The organism is Streptomyces niger (assembly GCF_000718305.1).
In the GTDB taxonomy this organism is placed as follows: Bacteria; Actinomycetota; Actinomycetes; order Streptomycetales; family Streptomycetaceae; genus Streptomyces; species Streptomyces niger.
In genome coordinates this window covers 67981-88102 of sequence record NZ_JOFQ01000019.1, presented here as the reverse complement: position 1 = coordinate 88102, position 20122 = coordinate 67981, and the positions used below count along the sequence as shown (strand labels likewise).

The following is a 20122-nucleotide window of genomic DNA, read 5'->3' as shown; positions in this document are numbered from 1 at the left end:
GCACCACCGAAGGAGGCCGCATGAGCTGGCACAAGGAACCACTGGTCGGCTTCGACCTGGAGACCACGGGCACCGACGTCGAGACCGACCGGGTCGTCACGGCCGCCGTCATCCGGCTCGACGCGGCGGGACGGGCGGCACCGGCACTGAGCTGGATTCTCGACCCGGGCGTGCCGATACCGCCCGAAGCCTCCGCCATCCACGGCTTCTCGACCGACTACGTGCGGCAGTACGGCCGTCCGGCCGCCGCGGGCCTGACAGAGATCACCGAGGCGCTCGCCGCGGCGCTGGGCGAGGGCACCCCGCTCGTGGTGATGAACGCCCGGTACGACCTGTCGCTGTTGGACCGCGAGTGCCGACGGCACGGCGTGGTGCCGCTGTCGGAGCGGCTGGGGACGGACCCGGCGCCGGTCGTCGACCCACTTGTCCTCGACAAGCACCTCGACCCCTACCGCAAGGGGAAGCGCACCCTCCAGGCGCTGTGCGCGCACTACGGAGTGGTGCTGGACGCGGCCCATGAAGCGGGGGCGGACGCCGTGGCCGCGGTGGGCGTGGCCCGCCGAATAGGCGCCAAGCACCCGGAGGTCGCCGGGCTCACCCGGCCCGCCCTCCACGCCCTCCAGCGCCAGGCAGCAGCCGACCAGGCCGCGTCCTTCCAGCGCTACTTGCGCCGCACGGCCGATCCGACGGCCCACGTGGAACCGGCCTGGCCGCTGATACCGAAGGAGCGCTGACAACGCCGCGACGAGGGGCGAGGGGCGAGGGAGCTGAGGGCTGGGGGTTGGACTGAGGGCGACTGGAGGCTGGGGTACCGGACCGGGTGGGTGGGTGTCAGCGGTGGCTCAGGATGTTGACCACCCGGCCGTTGGGGTCGCGGACGAAGAAGCGCCGTACGCCCCATTCCTCGTCCTGCAACGGGTGGATGATCTCCGCGCCCTGCTCGCGCATCGCGGCGTAGGCCGCGTCCACGTCGTCCACCTCCACGCTCATGTCAGGGACGACCGGCGCCGTCCGGTCGGCCGTCATGAAGCTGACCTGCGCGGCCGGGTGGGCGGGCGAGGCGAGCGTCGTGATCCATCCGTGGTTCATGACCTCCTCGAAGCCCAGTAGCCCGTAGAAGTCCCGGCTCTCCTCCATCGCTTCGGAGGTGACATTGGGCATGACACGTCGAACGGCCATCGCTGACTCCAATCAATCATGAGAAAGGGCACGAGACGGGGTTGGGGGAGGGGGAGGGAGAGGGGCGGGGGACAGGGAAGAACGGGCGCTTTAGGGGGGCGAGGTGCGGGGTGTCGGGACGAGGGTGAGGTAGGCGATGCCGAGTACGTCACGGTAGCCGCTGAGCCAGGAGCTGCGGTGTGCGTCGACGCGTTCGCGGGTTTCGGGGGCGAGCGGGTGGTCGGGGTGGGTGGCCAGCCACTCCTCCGCGTCGCAGCGGTAGGCCGACTCGAACGTCTCCCATTCGTCGCTGTTCGCCGTCTCCACCCAGGCGGGACGGAAGCCTGCGGCGACGGCGAGTTCGACGAGCTCCGCCAGGCTCACGTGCTCCTCGGCGGTGGCGCCGGGCCACATGCGGCTCAGCTCCGCCGTGGTCGGCGGGCGCTGCCAGAACCCCTCGCCGTACAGCACGCGGCCGCCGGGGGCGACGAGACGGCGCAGTTCGCGCAGTACGGCGCGGATGTTGTGCGGCGTCTCGGGGCCGCTCAGGGCGTGGCCGGCGCCGAGGCAGAGGACGAGGTCGGCGGGGCCGCGGGTGGTCCCGTGCCCGGACTCCTCGGCGAACTCCACGCGGTCGGCGAGTCCGCGAGCCGCGGCGTTGGCCCGGCCTCTGGCCAGGTCGTCCGCGGCGAGGTCGATGCCGAGTCCGGTGGCGCCGGGCGTGGCGTCGAGGATCCGCAGCATGAATTCGCCCCAACCGCAGCCGATGTCCAGCACGGTGGCCGGGCGGGCGGCGGCGAGCCGCCGCACCAGCAGCCCGGCGCGTGCTTCGGACAGCGGCCCGTGGAAGTCGAGCCGGGTGAGCCGGGGTGGCCCGTCACCACCGGGCTCGCGGCCCGAGCCGTGGTCCGGCGGCGCCGGGTGCGTCGCATCCGCGGAGGGCACGGAGGGCACGGAGGGCACGGAGGGCACGGAAGACGTGGGAGGCACGGGGCGCACGGCAGGTGCGGGAGACGCGGGAGGCGGGGTCTCGGGCATGGGGCGGGACGTTAGCCCGCGAAGGGGTACGGACGGTACCGATTAATCGGCCGACCGAAGCCGGCAGCCCCACCGGCTGACCGGGTCGGCAGCTCGACCGGTCGATCGAAGCCGGCAGCCCCACCGGCTGACCGGGTCGGCAGCTCAACCGGTCGACCGAAGCCGGCAGCCCAACCGGCCGACCGGGTCGGCGGCTCGTCCGGCCGGCCGGGGCCGGTGGCCGGTGACTGCTTCTTCGATGCCGAGGGCGTCAGAACGGGTACCAGCGCACCGAGGCGTCGCCTTCGCGGAGGGAGGTGATGCGGCGGCGGAACTCCTTCAGGGCCGCGGGGTTGCCCGGGGCGTGCTGGGAGACCCAGGCGCAGCTGGCGGTCTCGCGGGAGCCGCGCAGGACGGCGCAGCCCTCCCAGTCCCGCACGTCCCAGCCGTAGGCCCGTACGAAGGTGTCGTACGCCTCGGCGCCCAGGCCGTACCGGTCGCGGCTGAGGGCCATGACCACGAGGTCGTGCTCGCGCAGGTCGCGGGAGAAGGTCTCCAGGTCGACCAGGACCGGGCCGTCGGGGCCGACATGGACGTTCCGCGGCAGCGCGTCACCGTGGATGGGGCCGCGTGGCAGGTGCGGCTCCAGGGCCGTCGCCGCGGCGGCGAACGCGTCCCGGCGCCCACGCAGGTACTCCGCGTCCTCCCGCGTCACCGCGTCCCCCGCCAGCCGCAGCCAGCGCTCCACGCCGCCCAGCAGCTCCCGCCGGGGCAGCTCGAACGGCGGCTCGGGCAGAGCGTGTACGAGGCGCAGCAGCTCGGCGAGGTCGGCGGGGCCCGCGGGGCGCACGACCTCGGGGAGCCGCTGCCAGAAGGTGACGGGGTGGCCGTCCACCAGCCGCGCTTCGGGCTCGGCGGCGCGCACCGCCGGGACACCCGAGTCGGCCAGCCAACGGGCCACCCGCAGCTCCCGCTCGGCGCGGGCGAGCAGTTCGGCGCTGCGGCCGACCCGGATCACGGGGCCGGCGTCGCCGAGCGCGAAGACGGCGTTCTCGCCGAGGGCGAGCAGCTGGGCGTCCGCCGCGGCGTCCGGTCGGCCGGCCGCGGCCAGCACCTCCCGTGCGCGCGCCTCGGTGAAGGGCGTGCCCGGCACGGAACCCGCTCCGCCGCTCGCCTCGGTCATGGTGCTGCCTCCTGCGCTCCGTGAGTACCCCGGTGCGCTTCGGCTGCCCCGGCCGCCCCGGTGTCTCGATCCCCCACAGTCTCTCAGGCGGCACTGACATCCGGTGCCTGGGCGGGTATCGCTCCGCTCCCTCGCGTGCACTTTCCCTCGGGACCCTGCCCTGCGGAGATTCGGCGGCCCTGTGGAGGTCCGGTGGCCCTCTGGAGGGCGCTTCCTGACACGTCCCCCATGGTCGTCCGGTAGGCGTCCGTGCCGGTTCTCCCCGGTTCTCCCGGTCCTCCCTGTTGACGGCGTCCCGTGGTGTCACGACGATGACGTCGGCTGTCCGCGCGGTTGGGCGCGCGCGGCCGTTCCGTGTCGGATGTACCGGACGTGCCGGACCGAGCCGCCCAAGGAGCCCCGTCGTGACTCTGCTGATCGAGCCGCGCCGAGGAGCCCCGTCGTGACTCTGCTGATCGAGCCGCGCCGAGGAGCCTCCTCGTGAGCCTCGGGACCGCGCCACGGCGGTCAGCGCGCCGTTCGGGCGGTGCGGGACCGCGCCGTGACCACGGCGTGTGGTTCCTCGTACTGCCCGCGCTGATACCGATCCTCGTGCTGAGCGTCGGTCCGCTCCTGTACGGCGTGTCGCTGGCCTTCACGGACGCGCAGTCCGGGCGTACCGAGCCCACCCGCTGGGTGGGGCTGCTGAACTTCGGTGATCTGCTGCGGGACACCCTCTTCTGGGAGTCCTTCCGCATCGGGCTGGTCTGGGCGGTGGGCGTCACCGTCCCGCAGTTCTTCCTGGCGCTGGGCCTCGCCCTGCTGCTCAACGAGAAGCTGCGGCTGCGCTGGCTGGCCCGGGCGCTGGCCATCGTGCCGTGGGCGATGCCCGAGGTCGTGGTCGGCATCATGTGGCGGCTCGTGTACCACCCGGACGCGGGCGTACTGAACGACACACTGCGCACCTTCGGGCTCGGCGACGGCCGCGACTGGCTGAGCGGCCTCGCCACGGCGCTGCCCGCCGTCATCGTCGTCGGCGTCTGGGCCGGTCTGCCGCAGACCACCGTGCCGCTCCTGGCCGGTCTGCAGAACGTGCCGCGCGAACTGCACGAGGCGGCTGCCATGGACGGCGCGGGCGCCTGGCGACGGTTCCGCACGGTCACCTGGCCCGCGTTGCGGCCGGTGGCGCTGGCGATCACCGCGCTGAACTTCATCTGGAACTTCAACTCGTTCGCGCTGGTCTTCGTGCTGACGGACGGCGGTCCCGGCGGGCGCACCCGGCTGCCGATGCTGTTCGCGTACGAGGAGGCCTTCCGCTACGGCCAGTTCGGATACGCGGCGGCGATGGGCCTCGCGATGGTCACCGTCATCGCCGTCCTGCTGGCCGTCTATCTGGCAGGCCGCCTGCGCACCGAGGAGGACGCCTGATGACCGCCCGCCGCGGACGTACTGCCGCCGGCCGTCGCAGGCGTGCCGCCGCGACCCGTTCCGGTCAGTACCTCGCCCTCCTCGGTTACCTGATCTTTCTGCTCGTGCCCTTCCTGTGGCTGGTGTCGACGGCCTTCAAGCCGCCGCGCGAGCTGGGCAGCATCGACCCCGGCTGGATTCCGCACGACCCCACCCTCGCCAACTTCCGGGCCGCCTTCGCCGAGCAGCCGCTGCTGCGCTCGGCCGCCAACAGCCTGCTCGCGGCGGCCGGGGCCGCGGTGCTGTCCGTCGTGGTGGCCACGCCGATGGCGTACGTCCTCGCGCGCTTCCGCACCCGGGCGGCGCGGGCGGCGACCGGGTGGGTGGTGGTCAGCCAGGCGTTCCCGCTGGTCCTCGTCATCATCCCGCTGTTCCTGCTGCTCAAGGCGGTGGGGTTGGTGGACTCGCTCGGCGGGCTCACCCTGGTGTACCTGGTGTGGTCGCTGCCGTTCGCGCTGTGGATGCTCACCGGGTACGTACGGGCCGTGCCGGTCGAGCTGGAGGAGGCGGCGGCCGTGGACGGGGCCGGCCGGGTCCGCACCCTCGTGTCCGTGACCGCGCCGCTCCTCGTGCCGGGGATCGTCGCGACGGGGCTGTTCGCGTTCATCACCGCCTGGAACGAGTTCTTCTTCGCGCTCGTTCTGCTGAAGTCGCCGGAGAAGCAGACGATGCCGGTCGTGCTCACGCACTTCCTCGGCGCCGAGGGCGTCGCCGACCTCGGCCCGTTGGCGGCCGCCGCCCTGCTCGCCACGGTGCCGGGGCTGGTGCTCTTCGCGGTCATCCAGCGCCGCATCACGGGCGGCATGCTCGCCGGGGCGGTGAAGCACTGATGCCCGCGCCGGTCCGCGCCGCGATGCGCCGCCGTACGTTCCTGGGCGCCGCCGCCTCCGTAGGTGCCGCGGCCGTCCCCCTGTTCTCCGGGTGCGCGCACCGCCGGACGGGGGAGGACAGCCGCCCCCTGCGGTTCCAGTCGCTCGCCTGGCAGACGGAGTCCGTGGCGGCCAACAAGGCGCTGGTGGCGGAGTGGAACCGGCTCCACCCGCGCACTCCCGTCCAGTACGTGCAGGGCGCCTGGCCCACCGTGCACGACCAGCTGCTGACCGCCTTCGAGGGCGGGGAGGCGCCCGACATCATCCACGACGCCTCCGACGACCTCGCGGACTTCGCGTACGGCGGCCGGCTCGCCGACCTCACGCCGTTGCTGCCCGACCGTCTCGCCACCGACATCCCCGAGCACAGCTTGCGAACGGCGACCTTCGGGGGGCGGCTGTACGGGGTGCCGTTCCTTCAGGAGCCGCGCGTCCTGATCGCCAACCGGGAGCTGCTGCGCGCAGCTTCAGGGGTGCGCGTCCCCACGCCGGAGGACCCCTGGAGCTGGCCGGAGTTCCGGGCGGCGGCGAAGAAGCTGAGCCAGGGCCGCCAGGGCGCCCGGTACGGAGTCGCCTGGCCGCTCAAGGAGCCGGTGTCGGCCACCCTCAACCTCGCGCTCTCCACCGGCGGCCGGCTCTTCCACCGCCGCGCCGACGGCCGGGCCGAGGTCCGGTTCGGCGCCGCCGACGAGGTCGTACCGCGGACGATCCACGACCAGGTGAACGTCGACGGCAGTGCGGCGCGCACCACGCTGGGCATGGGCGGCTCGGACACGCTCCCGGGGTTCTTCGCCGGGCGGTACGCGATGGTGCCGCTCGGCTTCTCGTACCGGCAGCAGATCGTTCAACAAGCCCCCAAGGGGTTCGACTGGACCGTGCTGCCGGCCCCCGCGGACGGCGCGCCCGCCCAGGGCGTGAGCCCGCAGACGCTCTCGATCGCCGCCGACTGCCCGCGGAAGGAAGCGGCGATGGCCTTCATCGCCTTCCTGCTGGAGCCGGCGAACATGGCGCGTCTCGCGCTCGGCGACTGGATGCTGCCGACGGGCACGACCGCGCTCCGGGACCCGCGGCTGCGGGTGCGGACGTACGGCTGGGCCACCGGTACGGCGCTGGCCGGCTCGCTGCACGCCGCGCCGGCCCAGTCGGTGCGCGGCTATCCGGAGTGGAAGGACAAGATCGCCACGCCGGGGCTGCAGGAGTACTACAGCGGCGCGATCGATATGGCGGAGCTGCGGGGGCGGCTGGTCGAGGACGGCAACCTCGTGCTCGCCCGTTATCAGCGCTGACCCTTGTTCTCTTGCGCATTAACAGCGCTGAGCTTTCTCCACCCCGGGACGGCGATTATTTCCCCATGTTGCAGCACTGTGACGGATGTTGAGGCAACCGGAGTCAATCCGAGTGCTCAATTTGCCCGTGTGTGACGGTATTTGCATTTTTGCAAGGTTGTTGTCTATGTCACACCGGAGAGGGGCCCTTGAATTGGACGCGTCAATCAGTCAGGGTTTCGAACCAGCCCGGAGGAGATCTTCTCGTTTCGCCGGGCGATCACGCAACGCTTTCCCCCCACACCACGAACGAGGAGAACCCTCGCCATGGCTCACAAGCGTTCCAGCAAGAAGCGGCTGATCACCGGCATAACCGCCGTCGTCGCCGCCACCGGCATCGCGGCCGTCACCGCGGTCACCGCCGACGCGACCCCCGCAGAGGGGAAGATCTACGGCGCGAGCGCCAAGTCCGCCGTCAGCGGCAGCTACATCGTCATGCTCAAGGACCAGGTCCGTACGGCGGAGAGCAAGGACCTCGCCGCGGAGTACGGCGGCAAGGTCAAGCGCACCTACAGCGCGGCCATCGACGGTTTCTCCGCCACCGGGCTGAGCGAGACCGAGGCCAAGCAGCTGGCCGCCGACCCGGCCGTCGACAAGGTCGTCCAGAACAAGAAGTTCTCCATCGACGCCACCCAGGACAACCCGCCGTCGTGGGGCCTGGACCGCATCGACCAGGAGGACACCGCGGGCGACAAGAAGTACGCCTACCCGGACAGCGCGGGCGAGGGCGTCACCGCGTACGTCATCGACACCGGTGTGCGCACCACGCACAAGGACTTCGAGGGCCGTGCGACCTCCGGCTTCGACGCGGTCGACAACGACGACGACGCCACTGACGGCAACGGCCACGGCACCCACGTCGCGGGCACCATCGCCGGCAAGGCACACGGCGTCGCCAAGAAGGCCAAGATCGTGGCCGTCCGCGTGCTGGACGACCAGGGCTCCGGCACCACCGAGCAGGTCGTGGCCGGCATCGACTGGGTGACCAAGAACCACAAGGGCCCCTCGGTCGCCAACATGTCCCTCGGCGGCGGCGCGGACGAGGCGCTCGACGCGGCCGTGCAGAAGGCCATCGACTCCGGTGTCACCTTCGGTGTCGCGGCCGGCAACGAGTCCACCGACGCGGGCCAGGGCTCGCCGTCCCGCGTCGCGGACGCCATCACGGTGGCCGCCAGCGACAAGGACGACAAGCAGGCGGACTACTCGAACTACGGCAAGGTCGTCGACATCTACGCCCCCGGCACCGACATCACCTCGGACTGGAACGAGGGCGACGACGCGACCAACACCATCTCGGGCACCTCGATGGCCACCCCGCACGTCGTGGGCGCCGCCGCGGTCTACCTGGCCGGTCACCAGGACGCCAAGCCGGCCGACGTCGCCAAGGCGCTGACCGACGGCGCCACCCCGGACAAGATCTCCAATCCGGGTGAGGGCACGCCGAACAAGCTCCTGAAGGTCGTGGAGTAGGAAGAGCAGGAAGAGGAGGCCCCCGAGGGGGTCGTGCAGCAGGACACTCGGCAGTTCGCGGACCGGTTCCGCGACGCCGCCCGGCAGGGGCGCCCCTGCCGGGCCCGGCCGCCGGCCGCCGCGCCCGCCCCCACGGGGCGCGGCGGCCGGCGGCGTCGAGTGCCCGGAACGGAGTGCGTAGCATGGCGCATGTGGCGCACACGGTGGGTATCAAGGATGTGGCACGCCAGGCCGGCGTCTCCATCGGCACGGTCTCCAATGTGATCAACCGGCCCGACATGGTCGCGCGGGAGACCCGGGAGCGGGTCCAGGCGGCGATCACGGCGCTCGGCTACGTCCGCAGCGAGTCGGCCCGGCAGCTGCGCGCGGGCCGCAGCCGGATCATCGCGCTGCTCGTGCTCGACATGGCCAACCCCTTCTTCGTCGACGTCGCGGCGGGCGCGGAGCGCGCCGCGCGCAAGGCGGGGCTCGGCGTGATGCTCTGCAACAGCGCGCAGAGCCCGGCCGAGGAGTCGGACTACCTCTCCCTCTTCGCCGAGCAGCAGGTACGGGGCGTGATGATCACCCCGGCCGACCTGACCGGTGGCACGCTCGCGCGGTTCCGGCCGCGCGGCATCCCGCTCGTCTTCGTCGACCGCGTCCTCGGCAGCGCCGAGGGCTGCTCGGTCTCCGTGGACGACGTGGCCGGCGGCGCGCTGGCGGCCCGGCACCTCGTCGAGCAGGGCCACGAAGGGCTGGTCTACATCAGCGGGCCGATGTTCCTGACCCAGTGCCAGGACCGGCGTACGGGGGCGTTGCGGGCGCTGCGCGAGGCGGGGCTGCCCGAGTCGGCGCTGCGGCACATCGAGACCGAGCGGATGGACGTGGCGGCGGGCCGGGACGCGGCCGCCCGGCTGCTGGGCATGTCGCCCCGGCCGACCGCCGTGTTCTGCGCCAACGACCTGCTCGCCCTCGGGGTCTTCCAGGCGCTCTACAACGCCGGGGTGGCGGTCCCCGACGACATCGCGTTGGTGGGCTACGACGACATCGAGTTCGCCGCGGCCGCCGCCGTGCCGCTCACCTCCGTACGGCAGCCCGCCCGGCAGATGGGCCGGACGGCGGCCGAGATGCTGATCGAGGAGACCGGCGAGGAGGCGGCGGCCCACGAGCACCGGCAGGTCGTGCTCGCGCCGGAGCTGGTGGTCCGCGCGTCCACCCTCCCCGGCCGGGCCTGAGCGCCCGCCCTCCCCGGCCGCGCCGGGGCGTCCACGCGCCGGTTCGCCCCGCCGAGGTGCCAAGCTGGAGTGCAGGGCAGCGCGGTGGCGGACCGAGGAGGCGGGATGAGCACCGAAGCGTGGATCGTCGTGGTGGTCGCGGGGGTGCTCGTCCTGGCGACGCTCGTCCTCGCCGTCCGCCTCCTGGTGCGGCTGGTCAAGGCCCGCGGGCTGCTGCGTGAGGCCGGCATCCCCGTGCAGAACAAGGCGGTCTTCTGGGGTGCCGTGCTCTACCTCGTCTCGCCGGTCGACCTGCTGCCGGATCCCGTGTACCTCGACGACATCGGCATCCTGCTGCTGGCGCTCCGCTCCCTGCACGCGGCGGCCGCGTCCGCGGGGCTGCGCCCGCGCCGCGACTGACATCCGGGCGGCGGGCTCACCCCTGGCGGACCGTGTCCGGCACCGGCACGCCGAAGTCGGGCGTGCCGTCGGCGTGCCAGCCGAGGGCCTGGACGCGGGTGTGCCGGTTGGGATCGTTCAGCGGGTCGCCGGTGATGTCCTTGTACTGCCGTGCGTGGTAGACGAGGACGTCGGTGCGGCCGTCCTCGGCCACCGTGAAGCTGTTGTGCCCGGGGCCGTACTGACCGGTGGTGTCGTTGCTGGTGAAGACCGGTTCGGGGGACTTGGTCCAGGAGGCCGGATCGAGCAGGTCGGCACGGGCGTCCGCGGTCAGCAGGCCCATGCAGTAGTTGGCGTCGGTGGCGCTGGCGGAGTACGTCATGAAGACCCGGCCGTTGCGTACGAGGACCGACGGACCCTCGTTGACCTTGAAGCCGATGGTCTCCCAGTCCAGGGTCGGGGAGGAGAGCCGGACCGGCGGGCTGCCGAGCGTCCAGGGGTTGCGCAGCCGCGCGATGTAGAGGTTGGAGTTGTTCTCGATGCCGGGCTCCTGCTGGGCCCAGATCAGGTGGCGGACGCCGCGGTGGGTGAAGGTGGAGGCGTCCAGGGAGAAGGTGTCCCAGGCGGTGGTGATGCGGCCCTTCTCCGTCCAGGTGCCCTCGAAGGGGTTCGGGTGGCTGTTCTCCAGGACGTACATCCGGATCTTCCAGATGTCCTCGGTGCTGCCCGCGGCGAAGTAGATGTACCAGCGGCCGTCGATGTGGTGGATCTCCGGCGCCCAGATGTGGGCCCCCATCTCGCCGGTGGTGTGCTTGCGCCACAGCACCGTCTCGGGCGCGTCCGCGAGGCCGCGCAGCGTGCGGGAGCGGCGCAGGACGATGCGGTCGTACTCCGGGACGGTGGCGGTGAAGTAGTAGAAGCCGTCGGTGTGCTTGAAGACGTGCGGGTCGGCGTGTTGGCGGACGAGGGGGTTGGGGTAGGGCGCCGCGGGACGGTGCCGACCGGTGGCCGCGGCGTGTGCTGTGCCCGGCAGCGCGGCGGCGGCGCCCACGGCCAGCGTGCCCAGCAGGACGCCTCTTCGGGTGGGTGCGTGCATGGTGCTCTCCTCCGGGGTCGGCGGGGCGGCCGCGGGTGTGGCGACCGCCCCGGGAACGTCAGCCGCGGGTCTTGATCCGCAGGAAGGTGACCGAGTCGGCCGGGAAGGTGTACGTGAACCGTCCGCCGATGCCGCGCAGGGTCGAGGTGCGGGGCGCGATGGGCTGGTCCTCGGCGGTGTTCTCGGCGTCCGGGGCGCCCTGGAGCGTGGTCAGCCGGGCGGTCGGCGCCACGTTCCGCGTGCCCAGGTCGATCCGGGTCCGGGCGGCCGTGTCCTGGGCGTTGACGACCTTGACGATCAGCTCGCCGGTCTTCTCGTCCTCGGTGACGACCTGGCGGAACGGCTCGGCCTCGGCGTCGTCGGTGAACTCGCCCCACTTCTTGCCGTCGAGGTAGAGCGTGACCTGCCGGCCGCGGACCTTGACGTCGAGGTCGTAGCTCCGGCCGGCCTCGATCTTCGTGCCGTCCTCGGTCCCGGCCAGCGTCTGCTTGGCGCCGCCGGTGGTCTTCTCCACGGCGGAGCGGGTGTTGCCCCAGCCGCCGAGGTTCCACCAGTAGTGGTTGCCGGTGTCCTGGACGCCGAAGGCGACCAGGAAGCCCTCCTTGCCGGCCTTCTTGGTGGCCTTCACGTGCAGGTCGTAGTTCTGCCAGCCGGGGTCGCCCGCGGTGACGAGGGTGTCCTCGGCCGCGGTGTCGGACTGGACGTACGCGCCGTCCTCGACCTTCCAGGTGCCGCGCCCGGCGGCCCTGGTCCACTTGCCGTCGCCGGCCGAGAAGTCGTCGCTGAGCAGCGTCTTCCCGTCCGCGCCGGTAACCTTGACGTCGTCGTACGCGGCGGAGGTGGCCCAGGTGGACAGGCCGACGGCGCCGGTGATCGGGGCGGTGGTGGCCGGGGTGCCGGAGGCGGTGCTCGGCACGACGCGGTCACCGGTGTTGTTCATGAACAGCTTCTGGACCTCGTAGCTGGTCGAGCCCCAGGACTTCCGGCCGTCGAACCAGACCATGTCGGGGCGCCACTGCACGGAGTCGGTGCGCGCGAGCAGCGGGGCGTACGAGGCGAGCTTGATGACGTCGGCGTTGCGTTCCAGCCCTGTCATGAACGCGGCCTCGGAGAGCGCGTTGCGGAAGCGGTTGTCCTGGGAGGCGTACTCGCCGAGGAAGACCTTGGGGCCGTTGCGGTCGTAGGAGTCGTAGCGTGCGTTGTTCTCCAGGAACCACTGCGGACTGTTGTAGTAGTGCTCGTCGACCATGTCGACCTCGGCGTCGCGGTTGAGCTGCCAGGCGCGGTCGAAGGTGGTGCCGCTGTCGTCGGGCCCGGAGTTGCTGATGACGGTGACGTCCGGGTACTTCGCCTCGATGGCGGCGCGGAACTCCTTGAAGCGGGCGAAGAACTCGTCGGGGAGGTTCTCCTCGTTGCCCACTTCGAGGTGGGTGAGGTGGAAGGGCTTCGGGTGGCCCATCTCGGCGCGCTTCCTGCCCCACTTCGAGGTCACCGGGCCGTTGGCGAACTCGATCAGGTCCAGGGTGTCCTGGACGTGCCGCTTCAGCAGCGCCGGGTCGTTGGTGGCCTTGTTCTGGCCGCAGCCGGTGACCAGCGCCGGGACGACCGGCAGCGGCATCGCGCCGATGTCCTCGGCGAACTGGAAGTACTCGTAGTAGCCGAGGCCGTAGGACTGGTTGTAGCCCCAGAAGTTGGCGTTGGTGGCGCGCTCCTCGACCGGGCCGACGGTGTCCTTCCACTGGTACGAGCGCTTGCGCTGGTAGCCGGACGCCTCGTCGTACCCCTCGTGGCTGCCGGTGTTGACCAGGCAGCCGCCGGGGAAGCGGACGAAGCCGGGGTCGAGCGCGGCGATCTTCTCGGCGAGGTCCTTGCGGAGCCCGTTCGGGCGGCCCTTGTAGGTGTCCTTCGGGAAGAGCGAGACCATGTCGAGCGCGACCGGCCCGTCGGCGGCGACGGCCAGCCGGCCGGTGGTGCTCGCCCGGGTGGCGGTGAAGGCCGCCGTGTACTTGGTCCAGCCGCCCCGCACGGCGACCTTGCGGGCGCGGGCCAGCTCACCGCCGGCGTCCCGGAGGGTGACGGTGAGCGCGGTGGCGCGGTCGGTGCGGGCCCAGACGGAGAAGTCGTACCGCTCACCCTTGCGGACCGTGATGCCGGTGCCGTACCCGGAGTTGGTGACCGAGGAGCCGCCGCCGAGGGAGAGGTAGCTGCGGTTGCGCGCGTTCAGCCGGCCGTCGTCGTTCACCACCTTCGCGGAGCCGGTGGTGTCCCACGAGGTCAGCGGCGTGTAGGAGGCGTTGTCGGCGCGGTCGTACTCGAACGAGCGATTCTGCACGAGCTCGGCGTACAAACCGCCGTCCGCGGCCCGGTTGATGTCCTCGAAGAAGACCCCGTACATCGTGTCGTCGATGGCCGGGCCCCGACGGGTCGGGTCGACGGCGAGGGTGTAGTCGGTGACGTCCGCCGCCGGGGGAGCGGCGAGGGCGGGCGCCGCGAGCGCGACGGTCAGCGCCCCGGTGAGGAGGGCGAGCCGGCCGCGTCTTCGCGGCCGGGGCCGCGCGGCGACGGATGCGGGTGCCGTGGTGGGCATGTGCGCTCCTGACGGGCTGTTCGATATATCGGACAGTGCTCGGGATATCGCCCGGTGAGAATGGCGTCAGCGCCACCACGCCGTCAACACCCCTGCATATCCGGGAAATCCGTGCCGCGACCGTTGACACCGCTCGCGTCGTGGCATTACCTGTCTCGCAGCATTTCGAACGTGTGACGAAATCTCGAACGAGAAGCAGTCGGACACCGCGAGCCGTGAAGGGGCACTTCCCGTGCGCATCACCGGAATCACCACTCATGTCGTCGGAACGCCCTGGCGCAACCTGACGTACGTCCAGGTCCACACCGACGAGGGGCTCACCGGCGTCGGCGAGACCCGCATGCTCGGCCACACCGACGCGCTCCTCGGCTATCTCCGCGAGGCGGAGGCCAATCACATCGCGGGCTCCGACCCGTTCGCCGTCGAGGACCTGGTGCGCCGCCTGAAGTACGGCGACTACGGGCGGGCCGGCGAGATCGTGATGTCCGGCATCGCGTGCGTGGAGATGGCCTGCTGGGACATCAAGGGCAAGGCGCTGGGCGTGCCCGTCTGGCAGCTGCTGGGCGGCAAGGTCACCGACAGGGTCAAGGCGTACGCCAACGGCTGGTACACCACCGAACGCACCCCGGAGGCCTACCACAAGGCCGCGCAGGCGGTCGTGGAGCGCGGCTACCGGGCGCTGAAGATCGACCCGTTCGGCACCGGCCACTTCGAGCTGGACCACGAGCAGACCGGCTACGCGGTCTCCCTGATCGAAGCCGTACGGGACGCGATCGGGCCCGAGCGCGAGCTGATGCTGGAGATGCACGGCCGGTTCAGCCCCTCCACCGCCGTCCGGCTGGCCCACGAGATGGCGCCCTTCAAGCCCGCCTGGCTGGAGGAGCCGGTACCACCGGAGAACCTCAAGGCGCTGGAGAAGGTCGCCGCGAAGGTCGACATGCCGATCGCCACCGGTGAGCGCATCCACGACCGCATCGAGTTCCGTGAGCTCTTCGAGTCGCAGGCGGTCGACATCATCCAGCCCGACGTCGGCCACCTCGGCGGCATCCTGGAGACCCGCAAGCTCGCCGCCACCGCCGAGACCCACTACATGCTGGTCGCGCCGCACAACGTCGGCGGCTCCGTGCTCACCGCCGCCTCCCTCCAGGTCGCCGGCTGCACCCCCAACTTCAAGATCCTGGAGCACTTCAACGACTTCGCCGACGCCGAGATCAAGAAGGTCGTCAAGGGCGCCCCGCAGGTCGTCGACGGCTACTTCCAGCTCTCCGACGCGCCCGGACTCGGCGTCGAGCTGGACACCGACGCGGCCGCCGAGTTCCCCCAGCAGCAGGCCCGCTTCGACCTGTGGGCCGAGGGCTGGGAGAAGCGCGACCCCACCGGGGCCGGCCGGTGACCGGCCGCGCGCTCGTCCTGGACGGCCCCGGCGCGTACCGCCTCACGGACGCGGCACCGGCCGACCCCGGGCCCGGCGAGGTACGCGTCAGGGTGCACGCCTCCGGGATCTGCGGCAGCGATCGGGAGCTGTGGGAAGGCCACCGGCCCGCGGGGTACGTGCGCTACCCGGTGATCCCCGGCCACGAGTGGTCCGGCACGGTCGAGGCGGTCGGCGCCGGCGTCCCCGAGGCGCTGCTCGGCCGGAAGACCGTCGGGGAGGGGTTCCGCAACTGCCAGGTGTGCGCCCGCTGCCACGCGGGCGAGACCACGCTGTGCGCGGCCGGGTACGAGGAGACCGGGTTCACCCGGCCCGGCGCGATGGCCGACACGCTCGTGTTGCCCGCCCGGCTGCTGCACCCGCTCGCCGACGGGGCCGACCTCACGGCCGCCGCGCTGCTGGAGCCCGCCGCCTGCGTCGCGGCCGCCGCGCTCAAGGCGGAGGTCCGGCCCGGCGACCGGGTCGCGGTGGTCGGCACGGGCACGCTCGGCATGATCGCCGTACAGTTCCTCGCCGCCGCCTCGCCCGCCGAACTGCTGGTCGTCGGCCGGGGCCGGGAGCGGGAGAAGCGCGCGCTGGACTTCGGGGCGACCGCCTTCCGTACGGCGGACGAGCCGCTGCCGGACGACGCCGACGTGGTCGTGGAGGCCGCCGGGTCGGCCGACGCGGCCGCCACCGCGCTGGGACTGCTGCGGCGCGGCGGCCGGCTGGTCCTCACCGGGCTCCCGGCCGCGGGCGCCACCGGTCTGGACCCGACCGACCTGGTGGTCCGCCAGGCCGAGGTGCGGACCGTCTTCGGCGCCCCGCCCGCCGCCTGGGCCCACGCCGTCCGCGCCTTCGACGCCGGGCTGCTGGACCTGCTGCCGCTGGTCACCCACCGACTGCCGCTGGACGCCTTCGCCGAGGCGGTCGGGATCGCCGGCCGGCCGGGCGCGGGAAAGGTGCTGCTCCACCCGTAATCGCCGCCCGTCCGTCGGGCACCTCGACGCGCTCCGCTCCATCACCCGAAGGGAACCGACCATGCCCACCCGCAGACGAGCCGCCGCCCTGGCCGCCGTCCTCCTCATCGGCTCGCTCACCGCCTGTGGCCAGGAGGCCCGCGGCGGCAGCCGCTACGTCCCGGAGAAGGGCAAGGGCGGCACCATCGGCCTGGCGATGCCCACCAAGTCCTCCGAGCGGTGGATAGCCGACGGCAAGAACATGGCCGAGCAGTTCCACAAGGCCGGCTACAAGACCGACCTGCAGTACGGCGACGACAAGGTCGAGAACCAGGTCGCCCAGATCGAGAACATGATCACCAAGGGTCACCGGCTGCTGGTCGTCGCCGCCATCAACGGCTCCGCACTCACCGACGTCCTCCAGCGCGCGCACGACGCGGGCATCCCCGTGATCTCCTACGACCGGCTCATCCTGGGCACGCCGTACGTCGACTACTACGCGTCCTTCGACAACGAGAAGGTCGGCCGGCTGCAGGGGCAGTACATCCTGGACCGGCTGAAGCTGAAGAAGCCCGACAAGGGTGCGGAGAAGCACTACAACATCGAGCTGTTCGCCGGTTCGCCGAACGACAACAACACGAAGTACTTCTGGGGCGGGGCCATGAAGGTCCTCGATCCCTACTTCAAGTCCGGTCAGCTCGTGGTCCGCAGCAAGCAGACGGAGATGAACCAGGCGACCACGCAGGACTGGAACGGCGGCATCGCGCAGAAGCGCATGGACGACCTCATCAGCAAGAGCTACGGCGACGAGAAGGTCGACGCGGTCCTGTCCCCGTACGACGGCATGTCGCTCGGCATCATCTCCGCGCTGAAGAGCGCCGGTTACGACGCCAAGGACCTGCCGGTCGTCACCGGGCAGGACGCCGAGCTGGCCTCGGTGAAGTCCATCGCCCGGGGCGAGCAGACCCAGACGGTCTTCAAGGACACCCGCAAGCTCGCCAAGCAGGCCGTCCAGATGGGCGACGCGGTGCTCACCGGCAAGAAGCCGGAGGTCAACAACCGCACCGACTACGACAACGGCAAGCGGGTCGTCCCGGCCTACCTCCTCAACCCCGTCTCCGTCGACAAGTCCAACACCCAGCTCCTCGTGGACGAGGGCTATTTCACGGCGGGACAGCTCAAGTGACGGGCCGCGACGCCACCCCGGAGCGTCCCGTACTGGAGATGCGGGGCATCACCAAGACCTTCCCCGGCGTCACCGCCCTCTCCGACGTGAACCTGACCGTGCGGGCCGGCGAGATCCACGCCATCTGCGGCGAGAACGGCGCGGGCAAGTCCACCCTGATGAAGGTGGTCAGCGGCGTCCACCCGCACGGCAGTTACGAGGGCGAGATCCGCTTCGCCGGCGAGCCGGTGGCCTTCAAGGACATCAACGCCAGCGAGCGGCGCGGCATCGTCATCATCCACCAGGAGCTGGCCCTGGTCCCCTTCCTGTCGATCGCGGAGAACATCTACCTCGGCAACGAGCAGGCCAGGCGCGGCGTCATCGACTGGACCAGCACCCTCAGCGGCGCCGCGAAACTGCTCAAGCGGGTCGGGCTGCGCGAGAACCCGCAGACCCCCGTCGCCGACATCGGCGTCGGCAAGCAGCAGCTCGTGGAGATCGCCAAGGCGCTGTCCAAGGAGGTCCGGCTGCTCATCCTCGACGAGCCCACCGCGGCGCTGAACGACGAGGACAGCGCCACCCTGCTGAACCTGATCCGCGAACTGCGCGACCAGGGCATCGCCTGCATCATCATCTCCCACAAGCTCAACGAGATCCGGGAGATCGCCGACACGGTGACGATCCTGCGCGACGGCCGCACCATCGAGACGCTGCCCGTTCGCGCGACCCCGGAGGCCGCGCCGGAGCTGTCCGAGGACCGCATCATCCGCGGCATGGTCGGCCGCGACCTGGACCACCGCTTCCCCGAGCGCACCGCGTACGAGGGCGACGACGCCGGGGAGATCGCGCTGACGGTGCGGGACTGGACCGTACGGCACCCCGTCGACCGCACCCGCAAGGTGGTCGACGGCGCGTCGCTGACCGTCCGGCGCGGCGAGATCGTCGGCATCGCGGGCCTGATGGGCGCGGGCCGCACCGAGCTGGCCATGTCCGTCTTCGGCCGCTCCTACGGGCTGCACGAGGGCGGCACCGTCCAGGTCGGCGGCCGCGAGGTGAACACCGCGACGGTGCCGCACGCCATCGCCGCCGGTATCGCGTACGTCACCGAGGACCGCAAGCAGTACGGCCTGAACCTCATCGACACCATCCACCGCAACGTCTCGCTGGCCTCGCTGCGCGGCATGACCCGCCGCGGCGCCGTCGACGAGCACCACGAGCGGTCCGTCGCCGAGCGCTACCGCACGTCCATGAACATCAAGGCGCCCACCGTCTTCGAGCAGGTGGGGCGGCTCTCCGGCGGCAACCAGCAGAAGGTCGTGCTGAGCAAGTGGATCCACGCCGACCCCGAGGTGCTGATCCTCGACGAGCCGACCCGCGGCATCGACGTCGGCGCCAAGTACGAGATCTACACCGTCATCGACCGGCTCGCGGCACAGGGCAAGGCGGTGCTCTTCATCTCCTCCGAACTGCCCGAACTGCTCGGCATGTGCGACCGGATCTACACCATGGCCGAGGGCCGGCTGACCGGTGAGGTCGCTCGCGCCGATGCCACGCAGGAAGTCCTGATGCGCCAGATGACCATGAACAGAAGCTGAGGCCCGCGATGACGACCACGACCACCCCACCCAAGGACTCCCAGACGCCGGTCCAGGGCGCCGCCCGCTCGGCCGGCGCGCTCCTGCTGCAGAGCGTGCGGAACAACATGCGCCAGTACGGCATGCTCACCGCGCTGGCCGCCATCGTCGTGCTGTTCCAGATATGGACCGACGGCACGCTGCTGCTGCCGAACAACGTCTCCAACCTGATCCAGCAGAACAGCTACATCCTGATCCTGGCCATGGGCATGATGATCGTCATCATCGCGGGCCACATCGACCTCTCCGTCGGCTCCCTGGTCGCCTTCGTCGGCGCCATGGCGGCGGTGATGATGGTGAAACAGGACGTGCCCTGGGTCCTGGCCCTGGTGCTGTCGCTGCTGATCGGCGCGGTCGCGGGCGCCTGGCAGGGCTTCTTCATCGCCTACGTCGGCATCCCGTCCTTCATCGTCACCCTGGCCGGCATGCTGCTCTTCCGCGGCCTGACGCAGATCGTGCTCGAGGGGCAGTCCATCGCCCCGTTCCCCGAGGGCTTCCAGGACCTCGCCAAGGGCTTCATCCCCGAGGTGGGCCCGTACACCCAGTACCACAACCCCACCCTGCTCCTCGGGCTCGCCGCCGTCGTCTTCCTGCTGCTGCGCGAGTGGCGCGACCGGCGCCGCCAGCTCGCCCTGGAGCTGGACGTGCTGCCCACCGGGCTGTGGGTCACCAAGTGCGTCGCGCTCACCGCCGCGGTCGTCGCCTTCACCCTGACCCTGGCGTCCTTCCACGGCGTGCCGGTGGTCATGCTGGTGATGTGCGCGCTGCTGCTCGGCCTCGGATACGTCATGCGCAACGCGGTCATCGGCCGCCATGTGTACGCGCTGGGCGGCAACAAGGCCGCGGCCAAGCTCTCCGGCGTCAAGGACAAGCGCGTCACCTTCCTGGTCTTCGTCAACATGGGCGTCCTGGCGGCCCTCGCGGGCTGCGTGTACGCGGCGCGGCTGAACGCGGGCACCACGCAGGCGGGCCTGAACTTCGAACTGGAGGCGATCGCCGCCTCGTTCATCGGCGGCGCCTCGATGAGCGGCGGCGTCGGCACGGTGATGGGCGCCGTGATCGGCGGCCTCGTCCTCGGCGTCCTCAACAACGGCATGTCGCTGGTCGGCATCGGCACCGACTACCAGCAGGTCATCAAGGGCCTGGTGCTGCTCGCCGCGGTCGGCTTCGACATCTACAACAAGCGCAAGGCCGGTTCCTGACAGGACGA

The 20122-nt window shown here is 71.4% G+C and carries 17 protein-coding genes; 12 read left to right on the top strand and 5 right to left on the bottom strand.

Annotated elements, in window-relative coordinates; translation table 11 throughout:
* Window positions 1–20: 20 nt before the first annotated feature.
* Window positions 21–734, top strand: coding sequence for an exonuclease domain-containing protein (locus IF20_RS29445; RefSeq protein ID WP_052868408.1), 714 nt, complete (start codon window positions 21–23; stop codon window positions 732–734).
* A 97-nt stretch (window positions 735–831) separates the two neighbouring features.
* Here the strand turns inward: IF20_RS29445 and IF20_RS29440 are convergent, their stop codons facing one another.
* From IF20_RS29440 to IF20_RS29430, 3 genes are all read right to left on the bottom strand, one after another.
* Window positions 832–1179, bottom strand: coding sequence for a VOC family protein (locus tag IF20_RS29440; RefSeq protein WP_052868407.1), 348 nt, complete (start codon window positions 1177–1179; stop codon window positions 832–834).
* Between the two features lie 90 nt (window positions 1180–1269).
* Window positions 1270–2112 carry an SAM-dependent methyltransferase gene (locus IF20_RS29435; protein ID WP_407702569.1) on the bottom strand — a complete coding sequence of 281 codons (843 nt, stop codon included), beginning with the start codon at window positions 2110–2112 and terminating at the stop codon, window positions 1270–1272.
* Between the two features lie 334 nt (window positions 2113–2446).
* Window positions 2447–3358 (bottom strand): aminoglycoside phosphotransferase family protein, encoded by a 912-nt coding sequence (locus IF20_RS29430; RefSeq protein ID WP_052868406.1) that lies wholly within the window; start codon window positions 3356–3358, stop codon window positions 2447–2449.
* Between the two features lie 480 nt (window positions 3359–3838).
* Here IF20_RS29430 and IF20_RS29425 point away from each other — a divergent pair, with 480 nt between their 5' ends.
* The 6 genes from IF20_RS29425 to IF20_RS29400 all read left to right on the top strand — a co-directional run bounded on the left by IF20_RS29425 (window position 3839) and on the right by IF20_RS29400 (window position 10081).
* Complete coding sequence (locus tag IF20_RS29425; RefSeq protein ID WP_052868405.1) at window positions 3839–4765, top strand: carbohydrate ABC transporter permease; 927 nt, start codon at window positions 3839–3841, stop codon at window positions 4763–4765.
* The gene (locus IF20_RS29420; RefSeq protein WP_052868404.1) at window positions 4765–5634 is read left to right on the top strand and encodes a carbohydrate ABC transporter permease; all 870 of its coding nucleotides are present in this window, start codon (window positions 4765–4767) and stop codon (window positions 5632–5634) included. The genes IF20_RS29425 and IF20_RS29420 overlap by 1 nt, the downstream gene beginning before the upstream one ends.
* The gene (locus tag IF20_RS29415) at window positions 5634–6959 is read left to right on the top strand and encodes an ABC transporter substrate-binding protein (RefSeq protein WP_234426859.1); all 1326 of its coding nucleotides are present in this window, start codon (window positions 5634–5636) and stop codon (window positions 6957–6959) included. Before IF20_RS29420 ends, IF20_RS29415 begins: the two co-directional genes overlap by 1 nt.
* Window positions 6960–7265: 306 nt before the next feature.
* Entirely contained in the window at window positions 7266–8468 is a 1203-nt protein-coding gene (locus IF20_RS29410; RefSeq protein WP_052868403.1) for a S8 family peptidase, read from the top strand.
* A gap of 182 nt (window positions 8469–8650) precedes the next feature.
* Entirely contained in the window at window positions 8651–9682 is a 1032-nt protein-coding gene (locus IF20_RS29405) for a LacI family DNA-binding transcriptional regulator (RefSeq protein ID WP_052868402.1), read from the top strand.
* Window positions 9683–9787: 105 nt separating this feature from the next.
* On the top strand, window positions 9788–10081 hold the full coding sequence (locus IF20_RS29400; protein WP_052868401.1) for a YkvA family protein: 294 nt from the start codon (window positions 9788–9790) through the stop codon (window positions 10079–10081).
* 16 nt (window positions 10082–10097) lie between these two features.
* Here IF20_RS29400 and IF20_RS29395 read toward each other — a convergent pair whose 3' ends face one another.
* The gene (locus tag IF20_RS29395) at window positions 10098–11156 is read right to left on the bottom strand and encodes a family 43 glycosylhydrolase (RefSeq protein WP_052868400.1); all 1059 of its coding nucleotides are present in this window, start codon (window positions 11154–11156) and stop codon (window positions 10098–10100) included.
* 58 nt (window positions 11157–11214) lie between these two features.
* A complete protein-coding gene (locus IF20_RS29390; protein WP_052868399.1) occupies window positions 11215–13743 on the bottom strand; it encodes an alpha-L-arabinofuranosidase C-terminal domain-containing protein in 2529 nt (842 codons plus the stop codon).
* 232 nt (window positions 13744–13975) lie between these two features.
* Here IF20_RS29390 and IF20_RS29385 point away from each other — a divergent pair, with 232 nt between their 5' ends.
* The 5 genes from IF20_RS29385 to mmsB all read left to right on the top strand — a co-directional run bounded on the left by IF20_RS29385 (window position 13976) and on the right by mmsB (window position 20114).
* Entirely contained in the window at window positions 13976–15136 is a 1161-nt protein-coding gene (locus tag IF20_RS29385) for a mandelate racemase/muconate lactonizing enzyme family protein (RefSeq protein ID WP_052868398.1), read from the top strand.
* Window positions 15133–16134 carry a zinc-dependent alcohol dehydrogenase gene (locus tag IF20_RS29380; protein ID WP_052868397.1) on the top strand — a complete coding sequence of 334 codons (1002 nt, stop codon included), beginning with the start codon at window positions 15133–15135 and terminating at the stop codon, window positions 16132–16134. The genes IF20_RS29385 and IF20_RS29380 overlap by 4 nt, the downstream gene beginning before the upstream one ends.
* Window positions 16135–16195: 61 nt before the next feature.
* Entirely contained in the window at window positions 16196–17299 is a 1104-nt protein-coding gene (chvE, locus tag IF20_RS29375; RefSeq protein ID WP_052868396.1) for a multiple monosaccharide ABC transporter substrate-binding protein, read from the top strand.
* A gap of 38 nt (window positions 17300–17337) precedes the next feature.
* Complete coding sequence (gene mmsA, locus IF20_RS29370) at window positions 17338–18873, top strand: multiple monosaccharide ABC transporter ATP-binding protein (protein ID WP_052868457.1); 1536 nt, start codon at window positions 17338–17340, stop codon at window positions 18871–18873.
* Between the two features lie 8 nt (window positions 18874–18881).
* Window positions 18882–20114, top strand: coding sequence for a multiple monosaccharide ABC transporter permease (gene mmsB, locus IF20_RS29365; RefSeq protein WP_052868395.1), 1233 nt, complete (start codon window positions 18882–18884; stop codon window positions 20112–20114).
* Window positions 20115–20122 lie beyond the last annotated feature (8 nt).

What these genes read in the sequence shown, in the direction of transcription:
- mmsA (WP_052868457.1), top strand. Translation starts at nt 17,338, where the DNA reads ATGCGGGGCATCACCAAGACCTTCCCCGGCGTCACCGCCCTCTCCGAC.
- mmsB (WP_052868395.1), top strand. Translation starts at nt 18,882, where the DNA reads ATGACGACCACGACCACCCCACCCAAGGACTCCCAGACGCCGGTCCAG.
- IF20_RS29440 (WP_052868407.1), bottom strand. Translation starts at nt 1,179, where the DNA reads ATGGCCGTTCGACGTGTCATGCCCAATGTCACCTCCGAAGCGATGGAG.
- IF20_RS29390 (WP_052868399.1), bottom strand. Translation starts at nt 13,743, where the DNA reads ATGCCCACCACGGCACCCGCATCCGTCGCCGCGCGGCCCCGGCCGCGA.
- IF20_RS29410 (WP_052868403.1), top strand. Translation starts at nt 7,266, where the DNA reads ATGGCTCACAAGCGTTCCAGCAAGAAGCGGCTGATCACCGGCATAACC.
- chvE (WP_052868396.1), top strand. Translation starts at nt 16,196, where the DNA reads ATGCCCACCCGCAGACGAGCCGCCGCCCTGGCCGCCGTCCTCCTCATC.
- IF20_RS29395 (WP_052868400.1), bottom strand. Translation starts at nt 11,156, where the DNA reads ATGCACGCACCCACCCGAAGAGGCGTCCTGCTGGGCACGCTGGCCGTG.
- IF20_RS29420 (WP_052868404.1), top strand. Translation starts at nt 4,765, where the DNA reads ATGACCGCCCGCCGCGGACGTACTGCCGCCGGCCGTCGCAGGCGTGCC.
- IF20_RS29400 (WP_052868401.1), top strand. Translation starts at nt 9,788, where the DNA reads ATGAGCACCGAAGCGTGGATCGTCGTGGTGGTCGCGGGGGTGCTCGTC.
- IF20_RS29445 (WP_052868408.1), top strand. Translation starts at nt 21, where the DNA reads ATGAGCTGGCACAAGGAACCACTGGTCGGCTTCGACCTGGAGACCACG.
- IF20_RS29405 (WP_052868402.1), top strand. Translation starts at nt 8,651, where the DNA reads ATGGCGCATGTGGCGCACACGGTGGGTATCAAGGATGTGGCACGCCAG.
- IF20_RS29430 (WP_052868406.1), bottom strand. Translation starts at nt 3,358, where the DNA reads ATGACCGAGGCGAGCGGCGGAGCGGGTTCCGTGCCGGGCACGCCCTTC.
- IF20_RS29415 (WP_234426859.1), top strand. Translation starts at nt 5,634, where the DNA reads ATGCCCGCGCCGGTCCGCGCCGCGATGCGCCGCCGTACGTTCCTGGGC.